Consider the following 16,730-nt stretch of genomic DNA (forward strand, 5'->3'; position numbering starts at 1 on the left):
GGGGTCGTCAGGGGATGCGCGGTCAGGTGGCCTCCAGGAAGCGTGCGCCTGGTCCGGGCGCACGGTGGACGGCGTGCGGCGGCAGCTGGATGTGCCCCGCGGCGCATGTGAGAACGACCCTGACCGGCTCGTCGCAGGCGTCCTCGTCGTTGGCGGGTCGGTGCCGGACGACGACCGACGGCCCCCGCGGGTCGGCGAGGTACTTGTCGCCCCATTCCAGCAGCGCGACCAGTGTGGGTCGCAGATCCAGCCCCTGCTCGGTGAGCTGGTATTCGAAGCGCTGCCGGTCGCCGGGCTCCTGGTAGGGGACGCGTCGCAGCACGCCTGCCGCCACCAGGGTGTCGAGTCGGGTGGCCAGCAGGTTGCTGGCGATCCCGGCCGGGTCTGGGTGTTCCCCACCGAGATTCCGGAGGGCCACTGGGGCGGGCACGGGCAGATCAGGCCGCTCGCGACGATCCTCGCCCGGCTCACCGGCGACGCCGGGCGGGCCCGCGCGCTCGCGGCCGCGCGCATCGCCGCCAGCCGCGCCGAACACGCCCGCCTGCCGTAACGGGCCGACCACCCAGCCGCCGGCTCCGCGAACCCACGTTGGGACATGATCGATGATCATTTGTCGGACAAGGTCCGGGTCGCAGGCGAGCCACAGACCAGACCGCCACAAATATCACTTTCTGTAACTGAATATCGACCGTAGGGGCCGGATTCGGTTACTTCACGCACGCACGCGGGCAGGGAAGCGAGCATGAACCGAGCGAGCCTCGTCCGTGACAGCATCGGTTGGGACGTGACGAACTGGTCGAGGTGCCTGTCCTTCTGGGAGGAGCACAGCAGGGTGGCCGCGGCCACCCCCAGCGTCCTGGAAATCGGTTTCGGTGGGACGCACGGTGGTCTCTCGCTGTGGCTGGCGACGAAGGGATTCCAGGTCGTGTGTTCCGGCCTTCAGGAACCGTCACCGGCCGCCCGGCGGCTGCACGCCGCGTACGGCATCGGCGACGCGGTCACCTACGAGCGGATCGACGTGCTGAACATGCCGTACGTGGCCGCCTTCGACATCGTCGCCTTCAAGTCCCTGCTCCCGGGAATGACCACCGGCGGCGACAGGTGGCCCGTCCCGCAACGGAAGGCGATCGCGAACATGTACCGGGCGCTGAAACCGGGCGGCGAGCTGTGGTTCGCGGAGAACGCGGCCGGGACGCGGATCCACGGTTTCTTCCGCACGCACTTCGGCTGGGGCCGGAAGGGATGCGGTTATCTGTCGGCCACGGAGGCCGTCGGGCTGTTGTCCGCGTTCGGGACGGTCGACTACACGACGCTGGGGATACTTGGCGGATTCGGCCGCTCCGAACGGCAGCGGCGGGCGCTCGGCGCCGTCGACCGAGCCCTGTGCGAACGGGTCACACCACAGAGCTGGCGGTACATCATCACCGGTGTCGCCCGCAGGAACGACCACGGGAACGGCGCGGAACACGCCGGGGACGAGCGTTCCGAGAAAGAGCCTCCCGAGGAGATCGGCGCGCCGGACACGGCATGTCACCCGGCGTCCTGACATGGCGGCCGAGAACACTGGAACGGCGGGTGCCGCACCGCCGGCCGGTCAGCGCGACACCACAGACCAGAACACCACAGGCCGAGAAACAACCGGCCAGGAGGCGGCGGACCGGGAGACGACAGGCGCGGAAACGGTGGACGTCGTCATCTCGACATATGACGAGGAACGCCACGTCGGCCGCTGCCTGGACGCGGTGCTGGCCCAGGACTACCCGGCGGAACTGGTGCGGATCTGGCTGGTCGACGGCGGCTCGCGGGACCGCACCGTCGCGATCGCCGACGAGCGGGCAGCCGCCGACCAGCGCCTGACAGTGATCGCTGACGGGCAGCGCCGCGCCCTGCCCACGGCGTTGAACCTCGCCATCAGGCTCTCCACCAACGACCTGGTCGCGAAGGTGGACGCGCACGGCTACCCGGAGCGTGACTTCCTGCGCCGGGCCGTCGCCGTGCTGCGGGACGGCCCGTCCGACGTCGCCTGTGTGGGCGGGCGGCCGCGGCAGCACGGTGACACCCGCTTCGGGGCGGCGGCCGCGCTCGCCCGCACGTCCCACTTCGGTGTCGGGGACAGCGGGTACGCGGGCCGGACGGAACACGCGTTCGTCGACACCGTCCAGTGCGGGGTCTACCGGCGCGCGGCGCTCGAACGCGTCGGCCTTTTCGACCCTGACATGGTCTACGGCGAGGACGAGGAGCTGAACTGGCGGCTGCGGCGGGCCGGTTACCGAATAGTGCTCGACACCTCGATCGGGTTCCACTACCTGGCCCGTCCCTCCTGGCGGGCCGTGTTCCGCCAGTACTACCGATATGGCCGTGCCCGGGTACGGGTGTGCCGGGCACACCACGGCATGCTCCGGCCCCGGCATCTGGCGCCGGCGTCCTTTCTGCTCGCGCTGGTGGGGCTGGCGGGGGCGTCGGCCTGCGCGTCCAGAACACATCGGGCGGCCTGCGCCACCGGGACACGGGCGGCCCTTGCCGTTGCTGTGCTCGCATATTCTGCCGCCGCGTCGCTGTCGGCGGCCATGGCGGTCGGACGCGCGCGCCGAGACGGGCCCGTTCCCGACACGACCGTCGTCGGGGGCCGCCCGGACGGATTTCCGGTGATGACCGCCAGGGTCATGGCCTGTTTCGGGGCGCTGCACGCGGGTTACGCTCTTGGTACCCTGCGAGGAGTTCTCGACCGGCCGCGGCGACCCGGCTGAGACAAAAACGGCTGGACAAAAAACGGCTGAGACGAAATCCGCCGCGTCCCGCCCCGGCAGATCCTGACAGGATTCAGAAAACCAGAAAACCGGGGCGGACGCGGCAGATTTCCGCGGCGTCCCACCCTGGTTTTCCGGCAGGCGGAGAGCGGGTTACCCGTCGCCGCGGAACGTGTTCGCCGTTGCCGCCCGGGACGGCACCAGCCGCGCCGAGAAGCGCCGGCCGACGCGCCCGAGCACCCGCGCGTCATGCCAGCGTGGGACAAGGCTGCCCCAACTGGCCCCCAACGCCCGCGCGAAGATGATGGTGACCGCGATCCCGCCGGCCGAATACGCCAGCACCGAGGCGACCGACGCTCCGACACCGCCGTGCCCGGGGATGAGCACGATGTCGAGCGCCACCGTGGCAACGAACGCGATGCCCACCGCGGCAGTCTCCAGCAGCGGTTTCCCCCGCGCGGTCAGCGCGTTGCCCAGCAGCTTGAGCGCGACGACCCCGAACGCGCCGGCCGTCAGAACACGCAGTTGGACGACCGAGTCCTGGAACTCGACACCGAAGACGGTCACGCAGAGAAAAGGCGCGGCAAGAACCAGACCGGCGCCGATCAGGAGCGTGGTCAGGACCGCGACCCGGAACACGGCCGCGGCCTCCTGGCCGGCATCACCCCCACTGGAACGCACCAGGTCCGGCCGCTGCACGGCGGCCAGCGCCGTCGGCAGGTAGAACAGCGCCTCGGCCCAGGCGACCGCCACGCTGTAGACACCCAGCTGGTGGGCGCCGGCGATGGCGCCCACCAGCCACTGGTCGAGTTTGTAGTTGGCGAGCAGCATCGTCTGCCCGGCGTGCGCCTTCATCCCGAAGCCGAGCGACCGTCGCGCCAGGCGCAGGTCGGGACGGCCGAACCCGGCCGCGCGGCGTCCCACATACCAGGCCATCAGCGCGGTGCCCAGCACTTGGCCGCCGATGCAGGCGGCGACCGCGACACCGACGCTGAGCGCGCCGAGCGCGGCGAGCAGGCCGTTGACGCTGACGTTCACCAGCGGGGCGAGCAGGTACGCCGCGTTCGCGAACCCGAAGGCGTAGTCGGCCTGCGCCAGGAACAGCAGATAGACCTGCAGGATCAGCATCGGGACCGAGGCGAGTACCAGCCAGCGTAACCCGGCCGACGAATGCCCGCCGACCTGGGGGAAGAGCGCGATCAGACCGCCGACCGCACCGGCGGCGACCGTCCCCAGCAGGAGGGCGAGCAGGACCGAGTTGGTCGCCAGCGCCGGTCGCAGCCCGGGCTCGGCCGAGGCGAAGTTGACGTTCGCCTGTTCCACGCCCAGCAGGGAGAGCTGGGAGACGACGTAGGCGATCACCGTGAGGAAGGCGACGTCGCCCCGGCCCGTGGCACCCAGCGACCGCGCGACGACCAGGACGTTGGCGAGCGAGAGGACAGCAACCGCAAGCTGTGTGCCCCAGGTCGCGAGCGCCGACGAGACGAAGTTGGGATGCCGGGGGCCGCCGTCACCATCCCCCCGCCAAGGCGCGGCCATCCTGAGAAGGATATATTCACCGTCCGCTGTTCGCCGATCGCGATCCGCTTACGGCCGTGCGTTCTCCTGCGCGCTCCCGCTGGCCCGCCAGCCCGGCGGACGGCAGGCCAGCGGCTCGCGGTCCTGCGATTGCCGTCCCTGCCGCCGTCTCCACTGCCGTCGGCGTGCCGCGACTGGCCCGCTGCCGGGAGCCGGGTCAGGATGACCGAACATGCACGGCCGCCTGGGCGTCTACTCCGACGACGTCTTCCAGCTCGAGCGGACCGCCGCCGGTCCGCGGATCTCCGCCGACCAGGCGTTCCTCCTCTTCACCTGCGCGGTCGGGCAGCACTTCGACCGACTGCTCCTCTTCGGCCGCACGCTCCGCGCGGACCGGCCCGCGGACCACGTCCTGCCGCCCGGCACCGAACTCGTCGCGCTGCCGTACTACGCCAGCCTGCGCCGGCTGGGCGCGCTGGCGCGCGCGGCGGCCGGCACCGTCACCGGGATGTGGCGGGGGCTGGCGCGGGTGGACGTCGTATGGGTGCTCGGGCCGAACCCGTTCGCGATGGTCCTGATCGCGCTTGCTCTCCTGCGGCGCAGACGGGTCGTCCTCGGGGTCCGTCAGGACACCCCCGCGTACTTCCGCAGCCGCCTGCCCGGCCGCCGGTGGGCGCCGGCGCTCCTGCCGGTCCGGGCGCTCGACAGCGGCTACCGTCTGCTGGCGCGGTGGCTGCCGACAACGGTCGTCGGAACGGAACTCGCCCGCGGGTACGGCTCCCGGCGTCGCTGTTCGCGCCGGCGGGACGGGCCACCCGGCCACGAGCGGCGCCGGCCAGCGGTCCTGCCGATGACGGTCAGCCTGGTCCCCGCCCGGGACGTCGCCGCGGCCGTGCCACGGCGTGACTGGACGGGGCCGATCGAACTGCTCGCCGTCGGCCGTATCGACCGGGAGAAGAACCCCCTGCTGCTCGTCGACGCGCTCGCCCACCTGGAACGGCAGCGGCCGGGGCGCCATGTGCTGCGGCTGCTCGGCCGCGGGCCGTTGGAGGACGCGGTCCGGCGGCACGCCCGCCGGCTCGGCGTCGACGGACGCGTCGTGTTCGAGGGGTACGTCCCCTTCGGCCCGGCCCTGCTGCGGTTCTACCGGCAGGCACACATCCTCGTGCACGTCTCGCTCACCGAGGGGGTGCCGCAGGTGCTGATCGAGGGCTTTGCCTGCGGGACGCCCGTCGTGGCGACCGACGTCGGCGGCGTGCGCGCCGCGCTCGACGGGGGGTGCGCCGGCCTGCTCGTGCCGCCCTCGGACGTCGGCCGGCTGGTGACCGCGATCAACCGTCTCGTCGACGACGCCGACCTGCGGGATCGTCTGGTCGCCCACGGCCTGGTCACCGCCCGGGCGGTGACCCTGGAAACCGAGGCGAGCCGGGTCGCCCGCTTCATCGCCGGGGAGGCCGGGGAGAAGGCGTGACCCGGACGACCCCCGCCACCCACATACGGCGTAGGGGAGTTGGTGCCGATGGGGGAGCCGGTGGTGGCGGGGGCGGACATACGGTGGCGATGCGGTTTCCAGGCCCGCTGGCGGCCGGTGGAGCGCCTGGCCCCGGGAGGCGTCCAGTCCGGCTTCCGGACGCCGGATCCGGTGGGAATCCCGGGCCCGGCCCGGCCGGCGGTACGCCACCGGTCGACGGGGAAAGCAGGGGGAGGACGTGGTCCGTCGTACGACCGCCGTGGCCGGGACGACCGGGCACATCCGGCGGGCTCTCACCACAATATCGGTGACGGAAACGTCGGTGGCGAAACACCCGGCGGCAGAACCCGCGGCAACGGAACACCCGGTGGCGCAGCGCCCGGATCCGGCCGCGGGACGCCCGTTCAACGAAGGACCCGTCCTCAGTGGAAGGCCCACCACCGCGGGCACGACAGGGCGGACCCGTGGGGAGGCGTTTCTCGCCGGGACGAAGCTGGCCGCCGAGATGCTGCTGGCGGCCGTTCTGTTGCTGCTGGCCCTGCCGGCACTGCTCCTGATCGCGCTTGCCATCAAGATCGAATCAAGAGGGCCGGTGTGTTACCGGGCGCTGCGGGTGGGCAATCGGGGCAGGCCACTGGCCGTCCTGAAGTTCCGGAAGATGCGGATGGGAATGTCGGGGCCGCCGGTGACGGCGGCCGGCGACGAACGGTTCACCCGTATCGGCGCCTTTCTCGCACGCCGGCGCATCGACGAGATCCCCCAGCTGTGGCACGTCCTGCGCGGGCAGATGAGCCTGGTCGGCCCGCGACCGGAGGATCCCCGGTTCGTGGCCCTGCACCCGCGGGCCTACCAGGAGATCCTGACGGTCCGTCCCGGCCTGTCGGGATGGACCCAGCTCGTCTTCCGGGACGAGGGCGACCTGATCGGTGCCGGGCAGGACGGGGATCCGGTGCGCCGTTACGTCGACGACCTGCTGCCGGAGAAGGTGCGGCTCGACCGCCTGTACGCCGCTGACCGGCGGCTCACCACCGACTGCAAACTGCTGCTGTGGACCCCCCTCGTGCTGTTCTGCCGTTTCGACATCGAATATGACGGGAAAACCGAACGGGACAGGAGAACCGAGCTTCACAGAAAGCCCGAACACGACGGAAAAACTGTCGGACGTGACGGGCGAAGAGAGCTCTTCCGGCTGGTCCGGAATTCTTCCACGCAAGCCGGACGGGCCGTCTGCCGAAGCAGGCGGATTCCGCACCGGGGGGCCGAGGACGGGGATGTCGATGAACGGGATGAGCGGTCTGTCGCACATCAGGGCGGTTGTTCTTGCCGGCGGTCTCGGCACCAGGCTGCGCCCGTACACGACAATCATCCCCAAACCACTCGTGCCGGTCGGTGAACGCCCGATCCTGCAGCACATCATCGACCGGCTGCGGGCCGTCGGGGTGACCCGGGTAGATCTCTGTGTGAACTATCTCGGAGGGCTCATCGCGGCCTATTTCTCCCAGGCCCGGCTCGAACCGGGCCTGGAGCTGCACTGGCACTGGGAGGAAAAGCCGCTGGGCACGGCCGGGGCACTGCGGGCCGTCCCCGGCCTCGACCAGACGTTCATCGCCATGAACGGCGACGTGCTGACCGGCCTCGACTACCGCGAGCTGGTCGACTTCCACGTCGAGACCGGCGCCGCCCTGACCATCGCCACCCACAAGAACCCGGTCGACATCGACCTCGGCGTGCTCGAGACCACGGACGGCTATGTCAGCGCCTACCGGGAGAAACCGACGCTGCACTACGACGTGAGCATGGGCGTCTACATCTACGAGCCGCGGGCGCTGAAACACCTCCCGGACGGTGAGTGCCAGTTCCCGGAGCTGGTCCAGCGTCTGCTCGCGGCCGGTGAGAAGGTCGCGGCATATTCCAGCGACGCCCCCTGGTACGACATCGGCACACCGCAGGAATACGAGCGGGCGGTCCAGGACGTCGCCCTGCTCACGGAACAGTGACAGTGATGCACTGGGCCGTGCCGCTGTCGGATCTCGTCGTCGAGGACGACGATCTACGGGCGGTGACCGACACCTACCGGTCCGGATGGCTCAGCATGGGCCCGCGGACCCGGCAGTTCGAGGACCTCTTCGCACGCTTCGTCGGTACCCGGCACGCGGTCGCGGTCACGAACGGGACCGCGGCGCTGCACCTGATGTGCCTCGCGGTCGGGCTGACCACCGGCGACGAGGTGATCGTCCCGTCGCTGACGTTCGTGGCGACCGCCAACGCCGTGCGCTACACGGGCGCGACACCGGTCTTCGCCGACATCGCCGGGCTTGCGCGGCCGTGGCTGTCCGCGGCCAGCTGCGAACAGGTGATCACCAGTCGGACGAAGGCCGTCCTGTACGTCGCCTACGGCGGGCACGCCGGGGAGATCGGGGCGCTGCGCGACCTGTGCGCCCGCCGCGGCCTGATCCTTCTCGAGGACGCGGCGCACGCCGCCGGCTCGTGGTGGCACGGCCGCCACCTGGGCACCTTCGGCACCGCCGGCGCCTTCAGCATGTTCGCGAACAAGAACCTGGCGGTCGGCGAGGGCGGTGTCGTGGTGACCGCGGACCCGGACATCGCCGACCGGGTGCGGCTACTGCGCTCCCACGGCATGACCACACTCACCTGGGACCGTCACCAGGGCCACGCGCACACGTACGACGTCGTCGCGCTCGGTTACAACTACCGCATCGACGAGCCGCGGGCCACACTGGCCGCCTGCCGGCTGCGGCGGCTGGCCGCGGAGAACCAGCGGCGAGCCCGGCTGGACGCCCGCTACCGGGAGGCGCTGGGCGACCTCGACGTCATGATCCCGGGCCACCCCGTGGACGCGGTCCCGGGGCAACCCGTGGATGACGGATGCGCCCGCTCGCATCATCTGTTCGCCGTCGTCCTGCCCGCGGACGTCGACCGGGACGCGTTCCGCGGCCACCTGTCCGAGCGGGGAGTCCAGACCAGCGTCCACTATCCGCCGGTCCACCGCAGCACCGTCCACGCCGCCCCGCCGGGGTCACCCCGGCGGGAACTCCCGCTGACGGACCGGTACGCGGCGCGGACGGTCACCCTGCCCATGTTCGCCCACATGCGCGACGACCAGCAGGAACAGGTGGTGAGCGCGACGGGGAAGGCCCTGGCGCTCGCCAGAACGAGCTCCCGGCGCCGGGACACCGGCGACGAGACGGCTGCGAGGTGACGGCATGAAGCCATCGACGGGGCCACCGATGGAGCCGCCGACGGAGAGGCCCACGACACCGTCCCCGATGCCGCACTCGACACCGCCCCCGGCGCCATCCCCGACATCATGGCGGGACGGCCCCGCGCGGGAGCGGTACGACGAGCGTCCCGCCGGCGACCTGCGGGCTCTTCGGGCACACCGGCTGCTGGTGACCCTGGTCACGCTCGCCGCGCTCGGCGGCGGTCTGCTGGCGCTCGCCCTGCGGCCGACCACCTACCACGCCAGGGCGGACGTTCTCGTGACACCGCTGGCGCAGGACGACGACAGCCTGCTCGGGCTGCCGCTCGTCCGCGACCTGGGGGACCCGATCAGGACGATCCAGACCGCCGCCGCCGCCGCGGACAACCGTGACATCGCACAGGTCGCGGCCACCCGGCTCGGCGCGCCCTGGACGGCGGAACGCGTCCAGCGGACCGTCGACGTGATGCCGAAGGGACAGACCAACATTCTCGAGGTCGTGGCCAGCGCTTCCGTGGCGAGGACCGCGGCGGATGTCGCGAACACATACGCGCACTCCCTGATCGACACCCGGCAGGCCACGCTGCGACGGCTGGCCGACTCCTCGGCCCGCGCGGCCCAGGCCAGGCTCGACGCGCTGCGCAGCCAGCCCGGCGACGCCGCCGGCCAGCAGAGCGCCACCGCCGCCGGCCTTGAGCAGCGGCTGGTCGAACTGGGCCAGGTCCGCGACAGCGGTGATCCCACCATGTCGTTGCTGCAGGACGCCGCGGTCCCGCGCTCGGCCGCGGGCGCCCCGGCCTGGCTGGTGCTGACGATCAGTACGCTGGCCGGCCTCGTCCTCGGGGCGGCAGCGGCGATCACGGCCGAACGGCTCGCCCGCGCACGGCACGGCCGGCAGGGCTCCACCTGGGACGACGGGTCCGCCCGCACGGTATCGGCAGGCACGACATCCGCGGGCGTGATGCCGGCGGGTATGGGATCGGCAGGCACGGTACCGGCAGCGGACACGGCGGCCGACGGCGCGTCCCCGTCACCGTCACCCGGACCGCAGGCGTCCACCGTGGACACACAGGCCGGGGTGGCCCCCACGGTGCGGGCGCTGGACGGCCAGCCGACCGGGCCCGCCCGGTAATGGCGCGAACAGCGCTCGTCACGGGGGCGGGCGGGTTCATCGGCGGGCATCTGGCCGCCGCGCTCGTATGCGGTGGCAGCCGCGTCCGTGCCTTTCTCCGGTACAACTCCCGGGGCGAGAGGGGCAGCCTGGAATGGCACGACCAGCACGTCGTACGTGACATGGAGGTCGTCTTCGGTGATCTGCGCGACGTCGAGTCGGTGCAGCGGGCGGTCAGCGGCGCGGACGTCGTCTTCCACCTCGGGGCGCAGATCGCCATCCCGTACTCCTACGTCAACGCCCGGGACTTCTTCGAAACGAACGTGCTCGGGACGCTGAACGTCGCCGAGGCCGCGCTGCGCGCGGGGGTGGGCCGGGTCGTGCACACCTCGACGAGCGAGGTGTACGGCACCGCCCGCACCGCCCCCATGACCGAGGAGCATCCGCTGACGGCGCAGTCCCCCTACGCCGCCAGCAAGACAGGCGGCGACCAGCTGATGGGCGCGTTCCACCGCTCGCACCAGCTGCCGGTGACCGTGCTCAGGCCGTTCAACACCTACGGCCCGCACCAGTCGGCCCGCGCGGTCACGACCACCGTCATCACGCAGGCGCTGGCCGGTGGGACGCTGCGCCTCGGGGAGCTCGACACCCGCCGGGACCTCACCTTCGTCTCGGACACCGTCGCCGGTTTCCTCGCCGCGGCGCAGTCCGACGCCGCCGTCGGCCGGACCGTCCACCTGGGGACCGGGCACGACGTCTCGGTGGCGGAACTCGTCACCGCGGTCGGCGACCTGCTGGGCCGGAAACTGACCGTCAACGTCGACGAGACCCGGCTGCGGCCGCCGCACAGCGAGGTCGCACGGCTGGTGTCGAATCCGGCGCTGGCCCGCGAGCTGCTCGGCTGGGCCCCCCAGGTCGACCTCGACGCCGGGCTCACGGCGACGATCGGATGGATCAAGTCGAACATGAGCCGGTTCCGCGTCGGTGAATACTCGAGATGACCGCCGCGGGTGACTGAGGCGGCCCCGACCGCCCCGCCAGCGGGTCGATATCGGCGACTCCCGTATCGAGTAAGGTCTGCTGGGAACAGGGCGTGTCGGCGGCGGGACACCAGCGCATCCAGTTACGGGTGTGTCCGGTCATGCCGGACGGTGCTACGGCGGTGACGCCGCCGAACCGGTGAGCCGACCGCTCCCCACGCCCGTGGGGGTCGGCATGCGGACCCGGCGGGCAGGGCAGCAGACACGGACAGGGCAGACAGGGCAAGGACGACGTGATGTGTGAAAGAAGGCCCGGCGGCCGGTCATCGCTGACCGGCGCCCACGGTAGCCAGAGCGGGGGGCGGTCATGAGCAAGGTCCCCCAGACGGACGCCGAGTACCGGGCATCCACGCTCTACGCCAAACGCCATTCGGTGGCGCACCTGCTCGCCCACGCGGTGCTGGAGAAGTTCCCGGACGCCAAACTGGGCGTCGGCCCGCCGACCCGGGACGGCTTCTACTACGACTTCGCGCTCCCGCGCCCCCTCACCCCGGAGGATCTCGCCGGGCTGCAGGAGCGGGTACGCGCCCTCATCCGTGACGGCGTGCGCTTCGAGCGGCACGAGCTGACCACGGACGAGGCCGTCACCAGGTTCGCCGATCAGCCGTTGAAGCTGGAACTCATCCGCGACATCGTCGCCGGCGGCGTCGACGACAACGGCGAGCCGATCGAGGGGCCGGTCGAGCTGTCGGTCTACGAAAGCGGTGACTTCGAGGACCTCTGCCGCGGGCCGCACATCGAGGACAGCAGCGCGATCCATCCCGACGCGGTGGCGCTGCTGCGGGTCAGCGGCGCCTACTGGCGAGGCGACGAGAAACGCCAGCAGCTCCAGCGGATCTACGGGACCGTGATGGACTCCCCCAAGGAGCTGCGTCACTACCTGTGGCAGCTGGAGGAGGCGAAGAAGCGGGACCACCGGGTCATCGGTGAGGCGCTGGACCTGTTCGCCTTCAGCCCGGCGGTCGGCAAGGGGCTGCCGCTGTGGCTGCCGAACGGCACCATCGTCCGCGACGAGCTGGAAACCTGGGCGCGGGAGGTCGAACGCGCCCACGGCTACCAGCGCATCGTCACCCCGCACATCACCAAGAGCGACCTGTACTACATCTCCGGGCATCTTCCGTACTATGCGGACGACCTCTACTCGCCCATCGACATCGATGGCGAGGAGTACTACCTCAAGCCGATGAACTGCCCGCACCACCACATGGTGTACAAGGCACGCCCGCGCAGCTACCGGGAACTGCCGCTGCGGCTCGCCGAATACGGGACGGTCTACCGCTACGAGCGGTCCGGGCAGCTGTTCGGGATGATGCGGGTGCGCGGTTTCTCCCAGAACGACGCGCACATCTACTGCACGCGGGAACAGGCCATCGACGAGTTCCTCGCCGTCATGCGGCTGCACGCCCTCTACTACGACAAGCTCGGCATCGAGGACTACCACATGGTCCTCGCGCTGCGGGATCCGAAGAACACCGAGAAATACCACGGCGACGAGCTGATGTGGCAGGAGGCCGAACGCATCACCCGCGACGCCATGGAACAGTCCGGCATTCCCTACATCGAGGACATCGGCGGCGCGGCGCACTACGGGCCGAAAGTCGACTTCGTCCTCACCTCGGTCACCGGCCGGGAGTTCGCCGCGTCGACGAACCAGGTCGACCTCTACATGCCCGAACAGTTCGGCCTGACCTTCACCAACCGGCACGGTGAGGCGGAGCAGGCGGTTGTCCTGCACCGGGCGCCGCTCGGCTCGCACGAGCGTTTCGTCGCGTTCCTCATCGAGCACTTCGCCGGGGCGTTCCCGGTGTGGCTCGCCCCGGTGCAGGTGCGGGTCGTCCCGATCAGCGACCGGCAGGCCGACGGCGCCGCCGCCGTCTGGCGCCGCCTGGTCGACGCGGGAATCCGCGCGGAACTCGACGACAGCGACAACACGATGCAGGCGAAGATCCGCAGGGCCGAGCAGCAGAAGGTGCCCTACGTCGCGGTCATCGGTGACCGTGAGCTGGAGAACGACTCGGTGTCCGTCCGCGCCCGCGGGCGGCGCAACCTGGGCTCACGGCCCGTCCCAGAACTGATCGAGAAGCTGGGCCGGCTCATCGCCGACCGTGCCATGACCCTCGACCTGGATCCGGCCGGCTGATCCCGTCCCGGACACCGGGCTTGTCTGCGGGTCTCCGGTCTTCCTTTCCCGCCGGGTGTCTTTCTTCCACCGCACAGGCTGCTGGTGAGAGAAAGACACCCGGCGGTGACGCGTGCTCCACGGGTGGACGCGGACTGTCGGTTGCCGCCCGCAGCAGCGCCGGCCCCAGCGCGAGCAGGAACCACAGGCGCTTGTCTATGGCGTTGGACAGGAAGACACCCGAAACGGCCATGCTGAACGTGGCCAGCAGAACCGCGCTCGCCACCGTCGCGTTCCGCCGGTCACCGAGCGCGTCGAAACGCCGGGTGGCGAGGAACATCGACCGCAGGCAGAGGATGAGAAAAGCCAGGAACAGCACTACCCCGACGATCCCGTTCTCCGCGAGCAGCTGGAGATAGGCGTTGTGCACCTCGTGCGCGCGGCTGATGATGATGTCGAGCCAGGGCACGGGACCGACCCGGCGCACGTAGTCGCTCTCCACCGCCGTGTAGTTGTTCAGCCCGACCCCCAGGACCGGATGGTCCCGCACGACGCTCCAGGCGACCTTCCACAGGTCCACCCGGCCGTCCCCGCGGTCGTTCGTCGTGATGCGCTCCCAGGCCGCGGGTGACGTCGCCAGCCAGGCGGTGGCCGCGGCCGTGACAAGCAGGATCAGCCCGGCCACCCGCCGACGGTGGCGCCGCAGCAGGACGAGCGCGGCAAAGGCGCTGGCACCGGCGGCGACGAACGCCCCACGGGAGAGGGTCGCGGCGAGCCCGACGGCGGCGAGGCCGCTGGCCGCGAGCAGGAGCCGGCGCAGCGCCCTGCTCTCGCTCGCCGCGATGAGACCGACCGCCAGGATCAGCCCCGCCACCAGCCACGAGGCGAGAAAGTTGGGATCACCCGCCCCGCCCTGCAACCGGGGGGCTCCAGCCAGGCCCGCGGGGTTGCTCGGCCACGGGCCGGCGCCGGCCAGGCCGACGGCGACCGAGAGCACCGCACCGGCGAGAAACGCGCCGGCGGCCATGCGAACGGCCCGCATGTCGGCCATTGCCGTGCTCACCACGACGAAGATCATTACCAGCGCCCACCAGTGCCACAGGTCGGTGGCGGCGGCCCCGATGTCGACGGCCCACAGCAACGACAGCGACAGCCACGTCAGCAACAGCATGCCCACGGTGACGAGCCCCGGCCGCTGCCGAAGCGCGGAGAAGTCGACGCCGGCGCGCCCCGTCGTCCACCAGGCCCCCCACCAAGCCCCGCGTCCCACTGGCCGTTCTGGCTCCGCCGGCTGTCCCGCCGGGCTCCCCGCCGTCCACTGGGTCGGTGTTGGTCCGCGCGGCGCCGTGAGCCAGCGCAGGATGATGACCAGACCGGCCGCTTTCGCGGCGAGGTTGAAGGCCGGGACGGCCTCGAGGAACAGCGTCGGCGTCCACAGGGCGATGGCGAGCCGCAGGTTCACGGTGGTCAGGGCGACGTACAGCACGAACACCAGCAGCGCCAGGCCCATCCACACCCGTTCGGCCAGGGCGGCACCGACGAGCGCGGCACCGACGGCGGCGGCGACGGCGACCACCGTCTCCGGCCGGCCGGGTGCCGCCCTACCGGGATCCGGTAGGGCGGGCCCCGCCGCGCCGAGCCGGCTGGCACCCGGCGGCCGCGGGCGGGCGGCCCGCGCGGCGGCTGTCCGCATCACCACCGCTGGGCGGTCGCGCTGCCGGAGATCGTCCGGCCAGCTCGTCGAGGCACGTGCACCCTCCCGGTCCGCACGGCGCTGGTCCGTCGCCGGCCTGCCTGACGGTTCGTCACCGCCATGTCTCCGCCTGCCGTGGTCGACCGTATGCCGGCCCGGCCGCGTGCGGGTCCCGCGGACGCGGTAGTTCGTCTACGCCGGATGCGGGTGGTGGGCGCCGATGCCGCGAGAGGGGCTCGTCCACGTTCGCGAGCGGTTCGGCGGGCACGCTCCCGCATGGATGGCGACCTACGGCCTACGACTTTCGTCGTAGGCGTTTCGTCGTAGGCGGGTGATAGCGGGAAGCCGGTGGTGCCGTACCGCATCCCAGGATCCCAGGTCGGTAAGGCCCCGGGCTGAAAGGTCGTGAGTCGGGAAACGGCATGTCTCCGTCCCGGGATGGATGTCGAAAACCCAGACCTGAGCCTGAAGACGCCGCCGCCGACCACCCGTAGCGTGGAACACGTCCCAGTAGGAGCCGTGGGCCACGGGTGCGCACTGCGGACGTTTCCAGCTTCAGCCGTACGGCCGGGTATCCCTGACGCGGCATCATCCGGGCGCACAAACACGCCCGCGGGTCAGGGCCGCGCGGGCGTTTCGTCGACGTCACCGACGGCTGAACTCCGAGGGACTGGTGTCGCCGAAGGGGGCGGAGATGGCAGACATGATCAGGGCGGAGTTACGGATGCGGGTGCGTCCGGGCTGCGAGGACGCGTTCGAGCGGGCCTGGCGTGAAGCGGCCAAGGAAATTGCGCAGGTTCCAGGAAACCTCGGCCAGGCGCTCATCCGCGATCTCACCGATCCGCGTACGTACGTCATCACCAGCGACTGGGTGGACCGGCAGCGCCTGGAGGCGTTCGGCGGCAGCGATCACCGCGAACGGCTCACCACCGCGCTGCGTGACCTGCGGGAGGACGCGCAGCGGCGCGTCTACGAGGTACGGGACGCGATAACCGGCCCGTGTCTGACGTCGACGGAGGACGCATGACCATCAGAGTGATGTTGTACACGGAGGCTCCCAAGGGCGGCGAGAAGGAGTTCGAGGAGGCATACCGCCAGGTCGCGGTGCAGATGCGCGGCGTCGACGGGCATATCGCCGACGAGCTCCTGCGCGAGCCGGGGAGCAACCGCTACCTGTTGTTAGCGGAATGGGAGGACGAGCGCCGCTTCACGGCCTGGGTCAGCGACCCCGCTCACACCGCGCGTACCGGGCCGCTCGTGCCGTATCTGGAGCGGACGTTCCAGCGCGCGGTGTACGAGGTCGCGGTGCGCCCGGCGGACCAGCGAGGGTGACCGGTGCTCGCAGCGACAATCGCGGTGGCGGTGGTGATCGGCGCGGGGCTGCTCGCCGGCGCGCTGTTCGCGGTGGAGAAAGCCGTCGTACCGTATTTCGCCTCGCTGCCGGCGGGCCGGTACGTCCCCACCCTGACATTTCTCGACAGCAGATTCGACCCGTTCATGCCCTGGCTGGCCAGGGTCAAGGCACTGCTCACGGTCGCCGCGATCGTGGCCGCGTCCTCGACCGCCTCCCAGGTGCTCTTCGGCGCCGGACTCCTCTGCACGATAGGTGTCGGAATTGTGTCGGAAAGTGTCAACGTCGTGTTGAACCGCCGGATCCGCGCCTGGGATCCCGGCCATCCGCCGCCGAACTGGGAGGCGGTGCGGCGGCGCTGGGCATGGGGCAACCGGCTGCGCTTCGCCCTGGCAGTGGTCGGGCTCGCCCTGGACAGCGCGGCCGCGACAGTGCTGTGAGTGGACGGACACGACCGGCG

The 16,730-nt window shown here is 71.1% G+C and carries 16 protein-coding genes; 13 read left to right on the top strand and 3 right to left on the bottom strand.

Features of this window, described 5'->3' with window-relative positions; genetic code table 11:
- Nucleotides 1-22: 22 nt before the first annotated feature.
- Nucleotides 23-430 (bottom strand): winged helix-turn-helix transcriptional regulator, encoded by a 408-nt coding sequence (locus tag FSYMDG_RS23085; protein WP_258165231.1) that lies wholly within the window; start codon nucleotides 428-430, stop codon nucleotides 23-25.
- Between FSYMDG_RS23085 and FSYMDG_RS27530 the strand changes: the two genes are divergently transcribed.
- From FSYMDG_RS27530 to FSYMDG_RS23090, 3 genes are all read left to right on the top strand, one after another.
- Nucleotides 389-550 carry a hypothetical protein gene (locus FSYMDG_RS27530; RefSeq protein ID WP_202797617.1) on the top strand — a complete coding sequence of 54 codons (162 nt, stop codon included), beginning with the start codon at nucleotides 389-391 and terminating at the stop codon, nucleotides 548-550. The genes FSYMDG_RS23085 and FSYMDG_RS27530 overlap by 42 nt on opposite strands.
- A 192-nt stretch (nucleotides 551-742) precedes the next feature.
- A complete protein-coding gene (locus tag FSYMDG_RS11390; protein ID WP_013873637.1) occupies nucleotides 743-1,546 on the top strand; it encodes a class I SAM-dependent methyltransferase in 804 nt (267 codons plus the stop codon).
- Between the two features lie 136 nt (nucleotides 1,547-1,682).
- On the top strand, nucleotides 1,683-2,747 hold the full coding sequence (locus FSYMDG_RS23090) for a glycosyltransferase family 2 protein (protein WP_157491005.1): 1,065 nt from the start codon (nucleotides 1,683-1,685) through the stop codon (nucleotides 2,745-2,747).
- Between the two features lie 153 nt (nucleotides 2,748-2,900).
- On the opposite strand, the gene FSYMDG_RS11400 is transcribed toward FSYMDG_RS23090, so the two are convergent.
- Entirely contained in the window at nucleotides 2,901-4,286 is a 1,386-nt protein-coding gene (locus tag FSYMDG_RS11400; protein WP_013873639.1) for an oligosaccharide flippase family protein, read from the bottom strand.
- 211 nt (nucleotides 4,287-4,497) lie between these two features.
- Between FSYMDG_RS11400 and FSYMDG_RS23095 the strand changes: the two genes are divergently transcribed.
- From FSYMDG_RS23095 to thrS, 7 genes are all read left to right on the top strand, one after another.
- Nucleotides 4,498-5,736 (top strand): glycosyltransferase family 4 protein, encoded by a 1,239-nt coding sequence (locus FSYMDG_RS23095; protein ID WP_013873640.1) that lies wholly within the window; start codon nucleotides 4,498-4,500, stop codon nucleotides 5,734-5,736.
- Nucleotides 5,737-6,103: 367 nt separating this feature from the next.
- Nucleotides 6,104-7,129 carry a sugar transferase gene (locus tag FSYMDG_RS27535; protein ID WP_157491006.1) on the top strand — a complete coding sequence of 342 codons (1,026 nt, stop codon included), beginning with the start codon at nucleotides 6,104-6,106 and terminating at the stop codon, nucleotides 7,127-7,129.
- The gene (locus tag FSYMDG_RS11415; RefSeq protein WP_202797618.1) at nucleotides 7,023-7,733 is read left to right on the top strand and encodes a sugar phosphate nucleotidyltransferase; all 711 of its coding nucleotides are present in this window, start codon (nucleotides 7,023-7,025) and stop codon (nucleotides 7,731-7,733) included. Before FSYMDG_RS27535 ends, FSYMDG_RS11415 begins: the two co-directional genes overlap by 107 nt.
- Before the next feature lie 5 nt (nucleotides 7,734-7,738).
- Complete coding sequence (locus tag FSYMDG_RS11420; protein WP_013873643.1) at nucleotides 7,739-8,956, top strand: DegT/DnrJ/EryC1/StrS family aminotransferase; 1,218 nt, start codon at nucleotides 7,739-7,741, stop codon at nucleotides 8,954-8,956.
- A 4-nt stretch (nucleotides 8,957-8,960) separates the two neighbouring features.
- Nucleotides 8,961-10,088: a lipopolysaccharide biosynthesis protein gene (locus FSYMDG_RS26830; protein WP_013873644.1), complete on the top strand. Its 1,128-nt coding sequence runs from the start codon at nucleotides 8,961-8,963 to the stop codon at nucleotides 10,086-10,088.
- Nucleotides 10,088-11,068 (top strand): SDR family NAD(P)-dependent oxidoreductase, encoded by a 981-nt coding sequence (locus tag FSYMDG_RS11430; RefSeq protein ID WP_013873645.1) that lies wholly within the window; start codon nucleotides 10,088-10,090, stop codon nucleotides 11,066-11,068. The genes FSYMDG_RS26830 and FSYMDG_RS11430 overlap by 1 nt, the downstream gene beginning before the upstream one ends.
- Nucleotides 11,069-11,414: 346 nt before the next feature.
- Nucleotides 11,415-13,247: a threonine--tRNA ligase gene (gene thrS / locus FSYMDG_RS11435; RefSeq protein WP_013873646.1), complete on the top strand. Its 1,833-nt coding sequence runs from the start codon at nucleotides 11,415-11,417 to the stop codon at nucleotides 13,245-13,247.
- Here thrS and FSYMDG_RS11440 read toward each other — a convergent pair.
- Nucleotides 13,201-14,919 (bottom strand): O-antigen ligase family protein, encoded by a 1,719-nt coding sequence (locus FSYMDG_RS11440; protein ID WP_013873647.1) that lies wholly within the window; start codon nucleotides 14,917-14,919, stop codon nucleotides 13,201-13,203. The genes thrS and FSYMDG_RS11440 overlap by 47 nt on opposite strands.
- Nucleotides 14,920-15,622: 703 nt before the next feature.
- Here FSYMDG_RS11440 and FSYMDG_RS11445 point away from each other — a divergent pair.
- The 3 genes from FSYMDG_RS11445 to FSYMDG_RS11455 are packed head-to-tail and all read left to right on the top strand — an operon-like array spanning nucleotide 15,623 to nucleotide 16,710.
- On the top strand, nucleotides 15,623-15,946 hold the full coding sequence (locus FSYMDG_RS11445) for an antibiotic biosynthesis monooxygenase family protein (protein ID WP_043603509.1): 324 nt from the start codon (nucleotides 15,623-15,625) through the stop codon (nucleotides 15,944-15,946).
- Nucleotides 15,943-16,251 carry an antibiotic biosynthesis monooxygenase family protein gene (locus FSYMDG_RS11450; RefSeq protein ID WP_013873649.1) on the top strand — a complete coding sequence of 103 codons (309 nt, stop codon included), beginning with the start codon at nucleotides 15,943-15,945 and terminating at the stop codon, nucleotides 16,249-16,251. The genes FSYMDG_RS11445 and FSYMDG_RS11450 overlap by 4 nt, the downstream gene beginning before the upstream one ends.
- A 3-nt stretch (nucleotides 16,252-16,254) precedes the next feature.
- Complete coding sequence (locus FSYMDG_RS11455) at nucleotides 16,255-16,710, top strand: anthrone oxygenase family protein (RefSeq protein WP_013873650.1); 456 nt, start codon at nucleotides 16,255-16,257, stop codon at nucleotides 16,708-16,710.
- The last annotated feature ends 20 nt before the right edge of the window (nucleotides 16,711-16,730 follow it).

It is taken from the genome of Candidatus Protofrankia datiscae (genome assembly GCF_000177615.2).
GTDB lineage: Bacteria > Actinomycetota > Actinomycetes > Frankiales > Frankiaceae > Protofrankia > Protofrankia coriariae.